The organism is Yersinia sp. 2540 StPb PI (assembly GCF_052217165.1).
GTDB classification, from domain to species: domain Bacteria; phylum Pseudomonadota; class Gammaproteobacteria; order Enterobacterales; family Enterobacteriaceae; genus Yersinia; species Yersinia enterocolitica_E.
Window position 1 is genome coordinate 2,076,252 of sequence record NZ_JAZGQC010000001.1, and the last position, 16,510, is coordinate 2,092,761.

The following is a 16,510-nucleotide window of genomic DNA, read 5'->3' on the forward strand; positions in this document are numbered from 1 at the left end:
GGTAGCGCTACCTGATAGCGCTACCAAATTTTGTGATAGCGCTATCATTTGTCGCGCCAGGGCCTTTGGCTATCTCGGAATAAGCCATATACAATGCAATGTATTGTCGAGACCCCGCGGACTGGCTTGTTTTATCCAGACAGAAAATTTTAATCGACAAGAAATTTTAATTAGGCAGGAACTCAGCATGGAAAAAACGCGCAAGCGCCGTAATACCGGGCGGGTCACTCTATCGGATGTGGCGAATTACGCTGGGGTAGGGTCGATGACTGTTTCCCGAGCGCTGCGAACGCCGGAGCAGGTTTCAGATAAGTTACGTGAGAAGATAGAGCAAGCGGTTGAAACATTGGGATATATTCCCAATCGCACGGCAGGGGCTTTGGCTTCGGGGCATAGTGATACCGTGGCGGTTTTGATTCCGTCGCTGACCGATAAAGCCAGCTCCCGATTTATGCAGGCGCTGCAACAGATTCTGAACAAAAATGAATTTCAGTTATTGCTGGGTTGCCATGAATATAGTCAGCGGAAAGAAGCTGAAATACTGATGACGTTACTGCAAAGCAATCCGGCAGCCGTGGTGATATTTGGCTCACAACTGGCAGATAAAACCTATCAACTGCTCGAGCGGGCCAATATTCCTACCGTTAATGTGGTGGGGTCCTATTTTAAAGGGGCGAAAATTACCCTTGAGGCGGCATTTTTTGAATCCGCTTATGCATTAAGCCGTCATTTACTGGAGCGCGGCTATCACAATATTGGTTTTATTGGCGCTCATATGGATAACCGCTTACAACGTCAGCAACTGAATGGCTGGCATAAAGCGATGCTGGAACATTATAAAAATGCTGATCAAACCGTCACCACACCAGAAACAGCCAGCTTACAGTTTGGTCGCTATGCCTTGACGGAAATTCTGCAACGCCAACCTGAGCTGGATGCTGTTATTTGCAGCCACGAAGATATCGCTTTGGGAGTACTGTTTGAATGCCAACGTCGCTTACTGAAAATTCCCGGCGGGATCGCAGTTGCCTGCCTGGATGGTTCTGATAACTGCGATCAGACTCACCCGACGCTGACTTCGATGCGTATCGATTACCGGAAGATGGGTAAAGATGCTGGCAAGATGTTGATCGAACTGCTCGAGAGCGATGAAGATGACGAATGGAGTGAACCCGTTAGCCAGAGTTTCAACTATAAATTTGAGCCACGGCAAAGTACCTGAAGCTCGCGCCAGGCAATAAAGGAAAACCGCCCCGCAGGGCGGCCTACCGGGCTTACTTGCCTGACGTGTTGATTATTACCGTGATTGAGTTGTTGAAAATACGCCAACCCCCATTCCCGGATGTTAACAACGCACCAAATACAACGAGCACAATACAAAAGTATCGTTTCATTGTGCGGTCCATGCTTAAACCGCTTCACGCCAGCACCACCGGTGATACTACCGTGAATACAAGCACGTGGATGTACTTGTGTTTACGGCCATTGGAACTCCTTTCCTTAAACCGATGCCCGCTTGCTTAAGGCGGCGAAAAGGCCCGGTGCGATTGTACACCAATACCGAGTCGTTAAGCACTTGACAATCAACCACAAGCAAGACAGTATGCTCAACACGTGGGTGTACTTGCGTTACAACAGCAATACAAACCAGCTGGAAAGGCCGCTTACCGGACCAGCACAGAGAAACCGCCTATATGGCGGTTTTTTTGTTGGCGTATTTTACCGATGCGGTCTTTTGGCGAGTGTGGTTGCGAGGTGAAAGCGTTCTAACCAATCGCTTTGCCAACAAACAAAAACGCCAGCACAAGGCTGGCGTTTCTTAGACAACGTAATCTTAGAATTAAGATGCGCTGGCGTCAGCCTGAGCGGATTGAATCGCCGTTAGTGCTACGGTATAGACGATATCGTCAACCAATGCACCACGGGACAAATCGTTAACTGGCTTACGCATACCTTGCAGCATCGGCCCGATAGAGATCAGGTCAGCAGAGCGTTGCACCGCTTTATAGGTAGTGTTACCGGTGTTCAAGTCTGGGAAGATGAACACGGTGGCTTTACCTGCAACCGGTGAGTTAGGCGCTTTGGATTTAGCCACATCCGCCATGATTGCCGCGTCATATTGCAACGGACCATCGATGATCAAATCTGGGCGTTTTTCCTGTGCCAGACGGGTCGCTTCACGTACTTTTTCGACATCGCTACCCGCACCGGAATTACCGGTAGAGTAAGAGATCATCGCCACACGTGGTTCAATGCCGAATGCCGCAGCAGAATCCGCAGATTGGATAGCAATCTCAGACAGTTGTTCAGCCGTTGGATCTGGGTTGATTGCACAGTCACCATAAACCAGAACCTGGTCAGGCAGCAGCATAAAGAACACCGAAGAAACCAGTGAACTGCCCGGCGCGGTTTTGATCAACTGCAATGGTGGGCGGATGGTGTTTGCGGTGGTATGTACTGCACCGGAAACCAGACCATCAACTTCACCTTTTTCCAGCATCAGGGTGCCGAGAACGACGTTGTCTTCCAACTGTTCACGCGCGACCACTTCGGTCATGCCTTTGCTCTTACGCAGCTCAACCAGACGCGGAACATATTGCTCACGTACAGCAACAGGATCGATGATTTCAACGCCTTTGCCCAGCTCAACACCTTGCGCGGCAGCAACGCGTTGGATCTCTTCTGGGTTACCCAGCAGCACACAAGTTGCGATACCGCGTTCAGCACAGATAGAAGCGGCTTTAACGGTACGTGGCTCATCGCCTTCTGGCAGCACGATGCGTTTACCCGCTTTACGGGCCAATTCGGTCAGCTCGTAGCGGAATGCTGGTGGTGACAAGCGACGTGAACGCTCAGACGTTGCACTCAGAGAGTCAATCCAATCACTGCTGATATGGCTGGCAACATAGTTTTGCAGCTTTTCAACACGCTCATGGTCATCTGCAGGGACTTCCAGATTGAAGCTTTGCAGGCTCAAAGAGGTCTGCCAAGTATTGGTATCAACCATAAATACTGGCAAGCCAGTTTGGAAGGCACGTTCACACAGGCTGTTGATACGCTCATCAATAGCGTAACCGCCAGTCAACAGGATGGCACCAATTTCAACGCCATTCATGGCTGCCAAACAAGCAGAAACCAACACATCAGGACGGTCGGCTGAGGTAACCAGCAGAGAACCCGGGCGGAAGTGTTCCAGCATATGCGGAATGCTACGAGCACAGAAAGTCACAGATTTAACGCGGCGAGTGTTGATATCACCTTGGTTAATGATGGTGGCTTTCAGGTGCTTGGCCATATCAATGGCGCGAGTTGCAATCAACTCGAAGCTCCACGGCACACAGCCCAGAACTGGCAGTGGGCTGTTGGCAAACAGTTGGCTTGGATCGATGTTCGCGACGCTGGCCTTGGTGGAATCATCAAAGATTTCAGACAGGTCAGGGCGGGTACGGCCTTGTTCATCAACCGGCGCATTCAATTTGTTAATGATAACGCCAGTGATGTTTTTGTTTTTACTGCCACCGAAACTGGAACGAGCCAGTTCGATACGCTCTTTCAACTGATCTGGTGAGTCATTACCCAGAGCAATAACAAAGACGATTTCAGCATTCAGGGTTTTAGCAATTTCATAGTTCAATGCATTGGCAAACTGATGTTTGCGTGTTGGCACCAAGCCTTCGACCAGAACCACTTCTGCGTCTTTGGTATTTTCGTGATAACGGGCAACAATCTCTTCCATTAACACGTCTTGCTGGTTAGAACTCAGCAAGGTTTCCACATAACCCATATTCAGCGGCTCAGCAGCAGTGATGCTGGAGTTCGCACGAATGATGGTGGTGGTTTGGTCAGGTGCATCATCACCGGCACGAGGCTGGGCGATTGGCTTGAATACGCTCAGGCGTACACCTTTTTGTTCCATGGAACGGATGACACCCAAGCTTACGCTGGTTAAACCAACGCTGGTGCCGGTAGGAATCAACATTATTGTACGGGACACGGCTAAACCTCTTTACGGTTATGCCCTTCGTCCTTGAAGCCGCAGGGTTGTTGGCTACGCTCATGCACCCGAATTACTGACCTGAGTCAGCTCATCGGGATTTATTCGCTTGCCGCCTACCTGCAACTCCAATGACTTTGGGGACATCCTTCGTCCTTGAAGCCGCAGGGTTGTTGGCTACGCTCATGCACCCGAATTACTGACTAGTCGTTGACCTTAAAGTAAATAAGCTCATCGGGATTTATTCATTTGCCGCCTACCTGCAACTTCAATGACTTTGGGTATATGTCAAAAACTCTTACGCAGTCAGACGGGCTGCGTCTTGTGCGATGACCAGCTCTTCATTGGTTGGGATAACCAGAGCCAGGCGGCTGCCCTCTTTGGTGATGGTGCCTGATTTACCAAAGCGTGCTGCCAGGTTGCGTTCGTGGTCAATTTCAAAGCCCAACAGGCCCAGTTTGTTCAAAGTCAGTTCACGTACCATTGCGGCGTTCTCACCAATACCGCCGGTGAAGACCACGGCATCCAGACGACCATCCATCAGCGCAGTATATGCACCGATGTATTTCGCCAGGCGATGACAGAACACATCCATTGCGCGGCGTGCATCTGCTTTAGTTGCATAGTTGTCTTCAACATAACGGCAGTCACTGGTGACTTCAGTCAGGCCCAGCAGGCCAGATTCTTTGGTCAACAGCTTGCTGATCTGTTCCATGCTCATGCCCATGGCATCATACAAATGGAAAATGATCGCCGGGTCGATATCACCACTACGGGTGCCCATGACCAAACCTTCCAGTGGTGTCAGGCCCATAGAGGTATCAACACATTTACCGTTACGAACCGCAGTGACAGAACCACCGTTGCCCAAATGGCAAGTGATAACGTTCAGTTCTTCCAGCGGTTTGTTCAGGGTTTTAGCGGCTTCCTGACTGACGTAGAAGTGGCTGGTGCCGTGTGCGCCATAGCGACGGATACCGTTTTCTTTGTATAAACGGTACGGCAGGGCGTAGAGATAAGACTCTTCCGGCATGGTCTGATGGAAAGCGGTGTCAAAGACAGCGACATTTTTATCAGCCAGATTTGGGAATGATTTCAACGCTTCAGCGATACCAATCAAGTGAGCTGGGTTATGCAGTGGTGCAAATGGGATGGAATCTTTGATACCCTGAATAACTTCTTCGGTAACGATAGCTGATGCTGTAAATTTCTCGCCACCATGAACAATGCGGTGACCGATAGCTGTCAACTGAGCGGAAAGCTCTGGTTTTTGTGCCAGAATAGTATTAACAATGAAATTCAGTGCTTCGCTGTGTGCTGCACCAGCACCCAATGCTGCTTCCTGTTTGCCACCATCAAGTTTCCATTTGATGCGGGCTTCAGGCAGATGGAAGCATTCGGCTAAACCAGAGAGGTGTTCTTCACCGTTGGTCGCGTCGATGATAGCAAATTTTAGGGAAGAGCTACCGCAGTTAAGAACCAGTACTAGCTTACTCGACATGGAAGTACCTATTTTATAGTCGTGTTCAACATTTGTTTTGCAAAAACAGCGCGCATGCGACATTTTTGATGCAAAAACAGCGAAAAACATATGGTTAATAAAACGTCAATCATTCCAAAAGCGTAGCGCATATTGGCGTCGACATTAATGATTAACATCATGCGATAGAGAAAAAGGCATGATGATGGAAAAATCGCGGATTAAACGTTAAGTGCAAACGTTAAAACCTGGTGGTAAAAATCGGTGCGATTTAACAAAAATGATTTAAAAGCTGCAAAAAGTTGACATATTTAGTGTCATCTTCTAGCGGCCAAAAGGCCGAGTTAGGATACCGATAGCGGAGCCTAAAAACAAAATATATTTAACAGACTAATTTTTAGTTTGTGGATTACAAAAAAAATTTTAATTTTTGCTTGTGAAGTTGAGGTGAGCCATGACAACAAAACCCTCTGATTCTGTAAGTTGGTTTCAGGTACTCCAGCGCGGCCAGCTTTATATGAAGACCTGGCCTGCCGATAAGCGCCTGGCGCCGATGTTTCCCGAAAATCGCGTGGTTACGGCGACACGCTTTGGTATCCGCTTTATGCCACCACTGGCCATTTTTACCCTGACCTGGCAGATAGCCCTCGGTGGCCAGTTGGGACCAGCCATCGCTACGGCGCTGTTCGCCTGTGGTTTACCATTGCAAGGGTTATGGTGGTTAGGCAAGCGCGCGATAACCCCGTTACCGCCAACCTTACTCCAGTGGTTCCATGAGGTACGTAACAAGCTAACAGAAGCGGGGCAGGCTGTTGCGCCTATCGAGCAGACGCCGACTTATCAATCCCTGGCCGATGTGCTGAAACGAGCCTTCAAACAGTTGGATAAAACGTTTCTTGATGACCTCTAGTGGCGGTTTCATGCCAGCGGGCTTTTATGCCTCACAGGATTAGTGGTGCAAAATCCCCTGTCAAATCAAAGTATGGCCCAAGCCTGTGTGCGATGATTTCCTCATTATTTATGTCTTAGGAGTTAGTGATGGATATGACCAACGCCCAACGACTGATTCTGTCGAATCAGTACAAAATGATGACCATGCTGGATCCGGAAAATGCTGAGCGTTATCGTCGCCAGCAAACCATTGTCGAGCGCGGCTTTGGTTTGCAGATGCGTGAATTGGACCGTGATTTTGGTGAGATGAGCGAAGATACTTGCCGTACTATCATTAATATCATGGAGATGCACCACGCCCTGCAAGTCTCCTGTGGTAACCTGAAAGACAAGCAAGACTTGGATGAACGCCGTATCGCGTTCCTCGGTTTTGATGCTGCTACCGAATCCCGTTACCTGAGTTATGTGCGCTTTATGGTCAATACCGAAGGGCGCTACACCCATTTTGACTCAGGGACTCATGGTTTCAACTCTCAAACCCCAATGTGGGATAAATACCAACGTATGCTGGCTATCTGGCAATCATGTCCACGCCAATACCATTTGAGTGCTGTTGAAATTTCGCAAATTATCAATGCCTGATAGCGCGTAACTTGTTTGCTATCAGTAAGTTGAAAAATAGTTTTACTGATGAGGATGTGCTTGTGGAGTGTAAAGGTTTTCTTTTTGATTTGGACGGGACTTTGGTTGATTCTTTACCTGCTGTCGAACGAGCCTGGATTGGCTGGGCGCAAGGTCGAGGCATCAACCCAGCAGAAGTTCTTGATTTTATCCATGGCAAACAAGCAATTACCTCTTTACGTCATTTTATGTCGGGTGCAAGTGAGGCTGAAATTCAGGCTGAGTTTCTGGCATTAGAGCAGGTTGAAGCTAATGATACCGATGGTGTGAGCGCATTGCCGGGGGCGGTGGCGCTGTTGGAGCGACTAAACAGCCTGTCTATTCCGTGGGCTATTGTCACTTCAGGCTCAGTACCGGTCGCTTCTGCGCGCCGTGCCGCCGGCCATCTGCCGGTACCTGAAGTGTTTATCACCAGCGAACAAGTTAAGCACGGCAAACCGCAACCAGATGCTTATCTGCTGGGGGCCGAGCGCTTAGGGCTGGCACCGGCTGATTGTATCGTAGTGGAAGATGCCCCTGCGGGGATTTTGTCAGGCTTGGCGGCGGGCTGTCAGGTGATTGCGGTCAATGCTCCGGCTGATACTCCCAAACTTGATCAGGTTGATTTAGTGCTCAGTTCGCTGGAGCAGATTAGCGTTGAGGTTACCGCTAACGGCGCGCGGGTTGTGCGAGTAGGTTAATTTTTCGCCAGATACCTTAATGTCACCACTGAGAGCGCCTGATGGCGCTCTTTTACTGTCTGGCACCTCACAAATTGATAAACTTTTTTCAGGAAAAAAACACAATAAAACCCTTTGTGGGATGGTAAGCACATAAATTTGCAGTCATTATTGATCTCAGACAGCGGCCGCTGCTGATTTTAATGTTTTACTGCCAGAGCCGGATATTCCCTTTCACTTTTTGCCAACGAGGCCATTTTGAACCGCGAACTATTGTGGGTGTTGACGCTACTTCTAATCGCTATTGTGCTGTTTACTACCAATAAACTGCGCATGGACGTGGTAGCTCTGTTGGTCATTATTGCCTTTGTGATGAGTGGTACGTTGTCATTAGGTGAGGCGACCAGCGGATTCAGTGATCCTAACGTGATATTGATTGCGGCGCTGTTTGTTATTGGTGAAGGGTTGGTCAGAACCGGTGTTGCTTATCAGGTGGGTGATTGGCTGGTCAAGGTCGCCGGTCACAGTGAAACCAAAATGCTGGCGTTATTAATGGTAACGGTTGCCGGATTAGGCGCTTTTATGAGCTCTACCGGAGTGGTGGCAATCTTTATCCCAGTGGTATTGAGTGTTGCCAGCCGGATGAAAATTTCGCCGGGGCGGTTAATGATGCCGCTAAGTTTTGCCGGCTTGATAAGTGGCATGATGACGCTGGTGGCAACGCCACCAAATATGGTAGTTAACAGTGAATTACTGCGCGAAGGTATCAAAGGGTTTGGCTTCTTTGGCGTTACCCCTATCGGCATTATCATTTTGCTGATGGGTGTCGCTTATATGTTAGTGGCTCGGCGCTGGCTGGGCGGGAAGCAGGAAAGCTCAGAGAAAGAACAGCAATGGAAACGCCGCACTTTCCGTGACCTTATCCGCGATTATAAACTGACTGGCCGTGCGCGCCGTTTGGCTATCCGCCATGATTCTCCTTTGATTGGCCGTTCTCTTGACGAACTGCATCTGCGCGCCCGCTATGGGGCGAATGTGGTGGGGATTGAACGCTGGAAGCGTTTCCGGCGTGTGATGGTGAGTGCCACCGGTTCATCTGAATTACACGAGAACGATGTCTTACTGATCGATATGTCAGATTGCGACATAGATTTACGTGAATTTTGCACTGAACAGATGCTGGAACCGATGGTGCTGCGCGGTGAATACTTCTCAGAGCAGGCGCGCAACGTCGGGATGGCCGAGGTTTCGCTCATTCCTGATTCCGCTCTCTTGGGAAAGAGTCTACGTGAAGTCACTTTCCGTACCCGCTATGGTTTGAATGTGGTGGGTATTCGTCGTAATGGTAAGACTTTGGAAGGCAAACTGGTTGATGACAAATTACAGTTTGGCGATATCTTACTGGTGATCGGTGATTGGAAACTGATTCGCCAGTTGCAGTTAAAGACCCGTGATTTCATCGTACTGAACCTGCCGGCGGAAGTGGATGAAGTGGCACCGGCCATTTCGCAAGCCCCACATGCATTATTCTGTCTGGCGTTGATGGTTGCCATGATGATGACCGACGAGGTGCCAAATGTGATTGCGGCATTGGTCGCCTGTTTGCTGATGGGTCAGTTCCGATGTATTGATATGGAAAGTGCTTATCGTTCAATCCATTGGCCGAGCTTGATTTTAATCATCGGGATGATGCCCTTTGCACAAGCATTGCAAAAAACCGGTGGGGTAGATTTGATTGTCCGTGGTTTGATGGATGTGGCCGGTGGGATGGGGCCGCGCGTCATGCTGCTATGTTTGTTTGTGTTGTGTGCCACGATTGGGCTGTTTATCTCTAATACTGCCACGGCAGTTCTAATGGCACCGATTGCGATTGCTGCTGCGCGGGAGATGTCGGTCTCGCCGTATCCCTTTGCGATGATTATTGGTATTGCAGCTTCAGCGGCCTTTATGACGCCGGTTTCGTCACCGGTGAATACCTTAGTATTGGGGCCAGGTGGTTATAAATTCGGTGATTTTGTCCGCATGGGGGTGCCATTTACGATATTAGTCATGATTGTTAGTGTGATGGTGGTGCCGGTGCTGTTCCCATTCTGATTGGGATGCTACAGGGTAAGAGTTGTGTTTAGTTCGGTTGATATGAGATTGGTGCTCACCTTGCAGGTCCCCTTACTCATCGTTTCGGCTGACGGACGGCTATTATAGCCTCTTTGAGGCTACCCTCCGGGCCAACGCAAGCGTTGTTCAAAACTGCTTCGCAGTGTTGTCGCGTCCCTGCTCATGACGCCTAAATCCGCCGTCCTTGGCGGATTTCCCTGGCTACATTCTTCACTCGGCGGCTCAAATGTGCTTTTAAACGTCAAGGGCTGGAATATTCGTTGCTGGTTAATCCAGCGAATCGAGGCTGATTTCATCCAGTGATAGGCTAAAGCTGGGCACAAACACCTCCATAAAGTAATCCATTTCTGGGCTTTGGCGCATCGCGAGGGTTTTCTCCAACCGCGCTTTGGCTTGAATAAACTCGTTATTACCCGCCGATAACTCTTCCAGACATTTTAGATAAGCACACAGGGCATCAGCTTGTTTAACCAGCGCTTTCTCTTCTTCGCTGTAATAGTGCTCATCCAGCAGACAGCGGAAATCATGTTGTAACTCTTGCGGCAGCATTTCGATCAGTTTCTGTTGGGCAACTTTTTCGATCTTTTTGTATTCGTGGGCGATTTGTGGATTGTAATACTTGATAGGTGTAGGTAAATCCCCGGTAATCACCTCGCTGGCATCGTGGTACATCGCCAGCAGCGCAATACGATCGCCATTGAGATTGCCGTTAAACTTACGGTTCTTAATGATAGCTAGCGCATGAGCGACAAATGCTACCTGCAAACTGTGTTCAGAGACATTCTCAGTGCGAACATTGCGCATCAGCGGCCAGCGGTTGATCAGTTTCAGACGAGATAGATGGGCGAAGAAGTGACTCATTATTTACTCTCTTTGTACTTTTTAAGTGCAGGCATGGGGGTAGTTTATCAGATCGGGTTTCAGTTGATGCGCGATTAGTTCGGATCAGGTTTCGGTTGTTAGAGCTTCATCGCTCATCTAACCTCTGTAGTGGATTTGATCGGATCCTATTTCGGTTGTTATTCGTTCAGTGATTACTTTATCTCTGCGGCCTCAACCGAGCAGGAGGGCAAGCCGGCCCTCCTGCACCTGCGGCTTGCGCGAAATATTACTGCTATTTGCAGTCCCCTCCGGCAGCCGTTGGCCTTGTCGAGCCAGCGCGATGGGCATCCCTGCCCAAGCGCGCTTTTCGCGGGCGTCCATGCCCGCTTACTCGGGCCATCGCCTTTGTCGGTAATATTCCTGATTGCGCTTAAGGTCAAAATCCAATTCGAAACGCGGGTTTTGACCTTGATGTTTAAAAGCACATTTGAGCCGCCGAGTGAAGAATGTAGCCAGGGAAATCCGCCATGGACGGCGGATTTAGCCGTCCCGCCAGCGGAATGATGAGTGAGGGCACCCACGAAGTGGGCAAGCGATACGTGCGTAAGCGCAGGGGTTCCAAGGGGGTTACGCGCTTGTAACCCCTTTGGCGGTTGAGGCTACTGAGGTTAGGGGAACACTGAAGCCCTAACAACCGAACCAATCACCCAATAAAATCAAATAGTTACTGATGATATGTCTCCAGGAACCGCCCTAACTTCCTCACTGCCATCTCCAGCTCATCCACGCGCGGTAACGTTACAATCCGCACATGATCAGGATAGGGCCAGTTAAAGGCGCTGCCTTGAACCAACAGCACTTTTTCCTGCAATAGCAGATCCAATACCAGTTTCTGATCATCTTTCAGGTTAAAACGCTTCTGATCAATACGTGGGAACATATACAACGCGCCTTGAGGTTTCACGCAGGAAACCCCCGGTATTTGGTTGATCAGTTCCCAGGCACGGTCACGCTGTTCGTACAAGCGCCCGCCTGGCTGAATAAACTCGCTAATGCTCTGATAACCACCTAATGCCGTTTGAATGGCATGCTGCATAGGCACGTTGGCGCACAGACGCATTGATGCCAGCATCTCTAAACCTTCAATATAACCTTTAGCGTGTTTTTTAGGACCATTCAGCACCATCCAGCCCTGACGGAAACCGGCAACACGGTAAGTCTTGGATAAACCATTGAAGGTCACAGTTAACAAATCAGGTGCCAGAGCCGCAATAGAATGATGCTGAGCCTCGTCATATAAAATCTTATCGTAGATCTCATCGGCGAAAATAATCAGGTCATTTTGACGGGCGATTTCAACAATCTCCAGTAACAGCTCTTTGCTGTATACCGCGCCGGTCGGGTTATTCGGGTTGATAATCACAATCCCACGGGTACGCGGCGTGATTTTACTACGGATATCATCTAAATCAGGGAACCAGCCCGACTCTTCATCACACATATAATGTACGGCGGTACCACTTGAAAGCGAAACTGCCGCCGTCCATAACGGATAATCTGGTGCAGGTACCAGCATTTCATCGCCCAGATTCAGCAATGCTTGCATGGATTGCACGATCAGCTCAGAGACCCCGTTTCCAATGTAGATATCCTCGACTGTCAGGTCACGCATATCCCGTGCCTGATAGTGCTGCATAATAGCTTTGCGCGCCGAAAACAGGCCTTTGGAATCGCAATAGCCCTGTGCAGTTGGCAAATTACGGATCACATCCACCAGAATTTCATCGGGTGCATCGAAACCAAACGGGGCAGGGTTGCCGATGTTCAGTTTCAGAACTTTATTACCTTCTTCTTCAAGACGCTTAGCTTCTTTTAGCACTGGTCCACGAATGTCGTAACAGACGTTGTCCAGTTTGCTGGATTTCTCAATGGGGGACATAAAAAATTGAGCCTTTTGCTGGTAAAAGCGTGTCCTCAGCGTGGAACACTGCAAGGTATCCAATGTACTCCGACGCTGCTGCTTTTTGAAGTTCTATGCACATCTTTAGTGCCAATGGCTGCTCTTATTTTAAATGACTACCAGTTTCATTGGTATGGAATATAATCGATGTTTTTGTCTTTAAATCTACTTTTTTATGCCTTATTTATTGGATTATCTGGGTTTTTATCCTGGATAATTGCGTGACATACAGCAGTTACCAACAAAATATATCTATAAGATGAGGTTCACTTTCGCTGCCAAAATCGCGGGTTGATACCGGTGATAATGAGACGCGATTATGCTGCATCCTATTAGCCGGGATCTCAATCCAACAATTTATATCATCATACATATTATTAAGATGTGAAAAGAAACAAAACTGTAGATAGGAAAACTATTAAGAATAATTAATGTTAACTAGGCTGAATCTTAGAGAATAGCTATGTTATTAGTTGAATTTGCTCAATTAGATAAAAAATACACATAGAGATATATTGATGTTTTTTGATATTTCGAAAAGGGTCAGTGCGGATTTGTTTAATTAAAATAGCATTGCAGCACTTAAAAATGCCTGAGGAAAAGCAAGATCCTAAAGGAAAAAAATCTTCATTAATCGAAGATTTAGTGGTTTTTTATGACCGTATTCACAAATGAATACATAACTTACTCAATAGATTTTTATAAAAAGAGATAACGGTAACGAAATATAAGTAAATTTTTTGCCCTACTCTAGTGAGTGGGGTACTGTCATACTTAGCGTTGTCCCTTATTGATGGCGCGATACTTATACACCAGGGTAGTTTGTAATTAGAATTCAAAAAAGTGAAGAATACACTATGACAAATGCAAATCGTCCGATAATTAATCTCGACCTCGATCTGCTTAGAACCTTTGTAGCTGTTGCTGACTTGAATACTTTTGCCTCTGCTGCCGCAGCGGTTTGTCGCACTCAGTCAGCAGTTAGCCAACAAATGCAACGGTTAGAACAGTTAGTCGGTAAGGAGTTATTTGCCCGCCATGGGCGTAACAAATTATTGACTGAACATGGTCTCCAGTTACTTGGCTATGCCAGAAAAATTTTGCGTTTCAACGATGAAGCTTGTACGTCACTTATGTACAGCAATATAGAAGGGTCACTCATTATCGGCGCATCTGATGATACTGCCGATACGTTGTTGCCTTTCTTGCTGAACCGAGTGGCGACGCTATATCCTCGGCTAGCGATAGATGTGCGGGTAAAACGCAGTCCATTTATCGCTGATATGCTGAGTAATGGCGAAGTGGACCTGGCTATTACTACAGCCAAGGTCGACACTCATCCTCATGTGATCTTAAGGACATCACCTACGCTTTGGTACTGTTCCGCCGACTATCAGTTCCAGTCCGGTGAATCGGTACCGTTAGTGGTGATGGATGAGCCAAGCCCATTTCGCGATATGGCAATAGAAAATCTGACCAGAGCCGGTATTGCATGGCGAATCGCCTATGTAGCCTCTTCACTTTCTGCCATTCGTGCGGCAGTCAGGGCAGGGCTGGGTGTGACCGCCAGGCCAATAGAGATGATGAGTCCTGATTTACGCGTACTGGGTGAAACAGAAGGGCTACCTCGGTTGCCTGAAACACATTATGCATTATGTAAAGACAATCAGTGTGGCAACGAATTGGCTTTAGCCATTTTCGATGCCATGCAGACGGGCCACCAACATGGTTTGCAGTCTGGATCGGATTTAGTGCTGGATTCTGATTATTTAATAGACGAGAACAGTTGATCGTCTAACGTGATTAAAAAATCGTAAGCCCCTTATTTTAGGGGCTTTTTTATTTATACCTTTTATAAAAAACAGTTTTCTACTACTCCAGTTTAATTTCATGCTTCAAACGTCGTTTTATTTCATTTAGCGGTATATCTGCGTACTGGATCAGAGGGAATAAACCAGATAAAGACAGTGGTTAATATTTCTGCTCATTTTCTGTTATTTGTTTTTTATTAAAACAGCGTTCCATTATTTATTTTTTTAAAAAAACAACTTTTCATGCCGAATATTTATGAAATAACACTCAAAACGTGTTCTGGATCAAAAAAATACCCCTAGCTAGTGAGTGGAAGAACCGGTTATTCCTGAGACAATGGTATAGTTAAAGCGAACTTTCCACGTTGGGTTATATGTGTATGTTCTGACTTAACAAATTACTGACTCGATTTAGCTTTATACTTCGCACCAAATGTTAAGTAAGATCGTGCGTTTGTAAATTAATCTGTAGTTACTTTTGTCAAAGTTGACAAAAGGTTACTGAAAGGAGTAAAAAGCCCACAGTAAAACACTGGCTAAACAGTTGTAAAGACAGTGTGTTTCGTGTGGTTTTTATCCTTCCCTTTGAATCGATGTGGTGCACTAACTGCCAACATAAGAGCAGGATGTCCGACGCCACTTTTGATGAGTAAGCAATGAGTATGTCAACAACCACTGAAGTTATCGCTCATCATTGGGCGTTCGCTGTATTTCTGATCGGCGCTATCGGGTTATGCGGCTTGATGCTATTGGGTGCGTTCTTTCTGGGTGGGAGAGCTCGGGCCCGCGCCAAAAATGTCCCCTATGAGTCCGGTATTGACTCGGTTGGCTCGGCGCGTATGCGTTTGTCCGCCAAGTTTTATCTGGTCGCCATGTTCTTCGTTATTTTCGATGTTGAAGCCCTGTACTTGTATGCGTGGTCAATCTCTATTCGTGAGAGTGGCTGGGTAGGCTTTATCGAAGCAACCATTTTCATTTTGGTGCTCTTGGCTGGTTTGGTTTATCTGGTGCGTATCGGCGCGCTGGATTGGACTCCTACGCGTTCTAATCGCCGAGTGAGCAAACCGAGCATAGTCAAATACGCCAGCAGTCCTCCACAAGATATACCTAACGATCTTGGCGTTGCAGGTCGGCAGCAAGCGGGCGATAAATCGGTCACGATTTGAACCGCATGTATGCTAGCCCGTAGGGTGAGTCTCAACCATGAGGCTCATTAATCCCGATGAACTGACTCAAGTCAGTGATTCGGGTGAGTGAAAGTAGCTAACAACCCTGCAGCTCTAAGTACAAAGGGTATAGTGGTCAATAAATACAGCGAGGCATTAACATGGACTATACGCTCACCCGCATAGACCCTAACGGTGAGAATGACCGTTACCCCCTGCAAACTCAGGAAACCGTCAGCGGCGATCCTCTCGAGCAACATGTCCACCGTAGTGTTTACATGGGTAAACTTGAGAACGCCATGCACGACATGGTGAACTGGGGGCGTAAGAACTCTCTTTGGCCGTATAACTTCGGTCTTTCCTGCTGTTATGTGGAGATGGTGACCTCGTTCACTGCCGTACATGATGTGGCACGTTTCGGTGCGGAAGTGCTGCGTGCTTCTCCGCGTCAGGCTGACTTCATGGTCGTGGCGGGCACTTGTTTTACCAAAATGGCCCCGGTTATTCAGCGCTTGTATGAACAAATGCTGGAACCCAAGTGGGTTATCTCCATGGGTGCCTGTGCCAACTCCGGCGGCATGTACGATATCTATTCCGTAGTACAAGGCGTGGATAAATTCCTACCGGTCGATGTGTATATTCCTGGCTGCCCACCGCGCCCTGAAGCTTATATGCAAGCACTGTTACTGCTACAGGAATCTATCGGTAAAGAGCGCCGTCCTCTCTCTTGGGTTGTAGGTGACCAAGGCGTTTACCGCGCCAATATGCAACCAGAAAGAGAACGTAAGCATGCTGAACGAATTGCAGTAACTAACCTGCGTACACCTGACGAGATCTAAGCTTGTTATTTTGGAAAAAATAACGGCTCAGGATCGCGGTGCGTAAGTGATTTGTTTTGGGAATGAATGATTTTCTTCCAGAACATGTGTGC

12 protein-coding genes are annotated in these 16,510 nt (G+C 47.8%); 8 read left to right on the forward strand and 4 right to left on the reverse strand.

Features of this window, described 5'->3' with window-relative positions; genetic code table 11:
* Positions 1-187: 187 nt before the first annotated feature.
* Positions 188-1,222 (forward strand): LacI family DNA-binding transcriptional regulator, encoded by a 1,035-nt coding sequence (locus tag V1956_RS09465; protein WP_372559482.1) that lies wholly within the window; start codon positions 188-190, stop codon positions 1,220-1,222.
* Between the two features lie 618 nt (positions 1,223-1,840).
* On the opposite strand, the gene pta is transcribed toward V1956_RS09465, so the two are convergent.
* Together pta and ackA are read right to left on the reverse strand one after the other, a co-directional pair.
* Positions 1,841-3,979, reverse strand: a complete 2,139-nt coding sequence (pta, locus tag V1956_RS09470; RefSeq protein ID WP_372559928.1) for a phosphate acetyltransferase — start codon at positions 3,977-3,979, stop codon at positions 1,841-1,843.
* A 313-nt stretch (positions 3,980-4,292) separates the two neighbouring features.
* Entirely contained in the window at positions 4,293-5,495 is a 1,203-nt protein-coding gene (gene ackA, locus V1956_RS09475; RefSeq protein WP_372559481.1) for an acetate kinase, read from the reverse strand.
* Between the two features lie 433 nt (positions 5,496-5,928).
* On the opposite strand from ackA, the gene yfbV reads away from it, so the two are divergent.
* The 4 genes from yfbV to V1956_RS09495 all read left to right on the forward strand — a co-directional run bounded on the left by yfbV (position 5,929) and on the right by V1956_RS09495 (position 9,799).
* Positions 5,929-6,384: a terminus macrodomain insulation protein YfbV gene (gene yfbV, locus V1956_RS09480; RefSeq protein WP_083158252.1), complete on the forward strand. Its 456-nt coding sequence runs from the start codon at positions 5,929-5,931 to the stop codon at positions 6,382-6,384.
* A 128-nt stretch (positions 6,385-6,512) separates the two neighbouring features.
* Entirely contained in the window at positions 6,513-7,007 is a 495-nt protein-coding gene (locus V1956_RS09485) for a YfbU family protein (protein WP_083158253.1), read from the forward strand.
* A gap of 62 nt (positions 7,008-7,069) precedes the next feature.
* A complete protein-coding gene (locus tag V1956_RS09490; protein WP_372559480.1) occupies positions 7,070-7,726 on the forward strand; it encodes a sugar phosphatase in 657 nt (218 codons plus the stop codon).
* Positions 7,727-7,963: 237 nt separating this feature from the next.
* Positions 7,964-9,799, forward strand: a complete 1,836-nt coding sequence (locus V1956_RS09495) for an SLC13 family permease (RefSeq protein ID WP_372569382.1) — start codon at positions 7,964-7,966, stop codon at positions 9,797-9,799.
* A 288-nt stretch (positions 9,800-10,087) separates the two neighbouring features.
* On the opposite strand, the gene yfbR is transcribed toward V1956_RS09495, so the two are convergent.
* Together yfbR and V1956_RS09505 are read right to left on the reverse strand one after the other, a co-directional pair.
* The gene (gene yfbR, locus V1956_RS09500) at positions 10,088-10,681 is read right to left on the reverse strand and encodes a 5'-deoxynucleotidase (protein WP_372559478.1); all 594 of its coding nucleotides are present in this window, start codon (positions 10,679-10,681) and stop codon (positions 10,088-10,090) included.
* Positions 10,682-11,366: 685 nt separating this feature from the next.
* Positions 11,367-12,581 (reverse strand): pyridoxal phosphate-dependent aminotransferase, encoded by a 1,215-nt coding sequence (locus V1956_RS09505; protein WP_083158257.1) that lies wholly within the window; start codon positions 12,579-12,581, stop codon positions 11,367-11,369.
* Between the two features lie 878 nt (positions 12,582-13,459).
* Between V1956_RS09505 and rovM the strand changes: the two genes are divergently transcribed.
* The 3 genes from rovM to V1956_RS09520 all read left to right on the forward strand — a co-directional run bounded on the left by rovM (position 13,460) and on the right by V1956_RS09520 (position 16,418).
* Entirely contained in the window at positions 13,460-14,392 is a 933-nt protein-coding gene (gene rovM / locus V1956_RS09510) for a virulence transcriptional regulator RovM (protein ID WP_083158258.1), read from the forward strand.
* Positions 14,393-15,069: 677 nt separating this feature from the next.
* Positions 15,070-15,579, forward strand: a complete 510-nt coding sequence (nuoA, locus tag V1956_RS09515; protein ID WP_372559475.1) for an NADH-quinone oxidoreductase subunit NuoA — start codon at positions 15,070-15,072, stop codon at positions 15,577-15,579.
* Between the two features lie 161 nt (positions 15,580-15,740).
* Positions 15,741-16,418, forward strand: coding sequence for a NuoB/complex I 20 kDa subunit family protein (locus V1956_RS09520; RefSeq protein ID WP_002210278.1), 678 nt, complete (start codon positions 15,741-15,743; stop codon positions 16,416-16,418).
* The last annotated feature ends 92 nt before the right edge of the window (positions 16,419-16,510 follow it).

What these genes read in the sequence shown, in the direction of transcription:
- V1956_RS09465 (WP_372559482.1), top strand. Translation starts at nt 188, where the DNA reads ATGGAAAAAACGCGCAAGCGCCGTAATACCGGGCGGGTCACTCTATCG.
- pta (WP_372559928.1), bottom strand. Translation starts at nt 3,979, where the DNA reads ATGTTGATTCCTACCGGCACCAGCGTTGGTTTAACCAGCGTAAGCTTG.
- ackA (WP_372559481.1), bottom strand. Translation starts at nt 5,495, where the DNA reads ATGTCGAGTAAGCTAGTACTGGTTCTTAACTGCGGTAGCTCTTCCCTA.
- yfbV (WP_083158252.1), top strand. Translation starts at nt 5,929, where the DNA reads ATGACAACAAAACCCTCTGATTCTGTAAGTTGGTTTCAGGTACTCCAG.
- V1956_RS09485 (WP_083158253.1), top strand. Translation starts at nt 6,513, where the DNA reads ATGGATATGACCAACGCCCAACGACTGATTCTGTCGAATCAGTACAAA.
- yfbR (WP_372559478.1), bottom strand. Translation starts at nt 10,681, where the DNA reads ATGAGTCACTTCTTCGCCCATCTATCTCGTCTGAAACTGATCAACCGC.
- V1956_RS09505 (WP_083158257.1), bottom strand. Translation starts at nt 12,581, where the DNA reads ATGTCCCCCATTGAGAAATCCAGCAAACTGGACAACGTCTGTTACGAC.
- rovM (WP_083158258.1), top strand. Translation starts at nt 13,460, where the DNA reads ATGACAAATGCAAATCGTCCGATAATTAATCTCGACCTCGATCTGCTT.
- nuoA (WP_372559475.1), top strand. Translation starts at nt 15,070, where the DNA reads ATGAGTATGTCAACAACCACTGAAGTTATCGCTCATCATTGGGCGTTC.
- V1956_RS09520 (WP_002210278.1), top strand. Translation starts at nt 15,741, where the DNA reads ATGGACTATACGCTCACCCGCATAGACCCTAACGGTGAGAATGACCGT.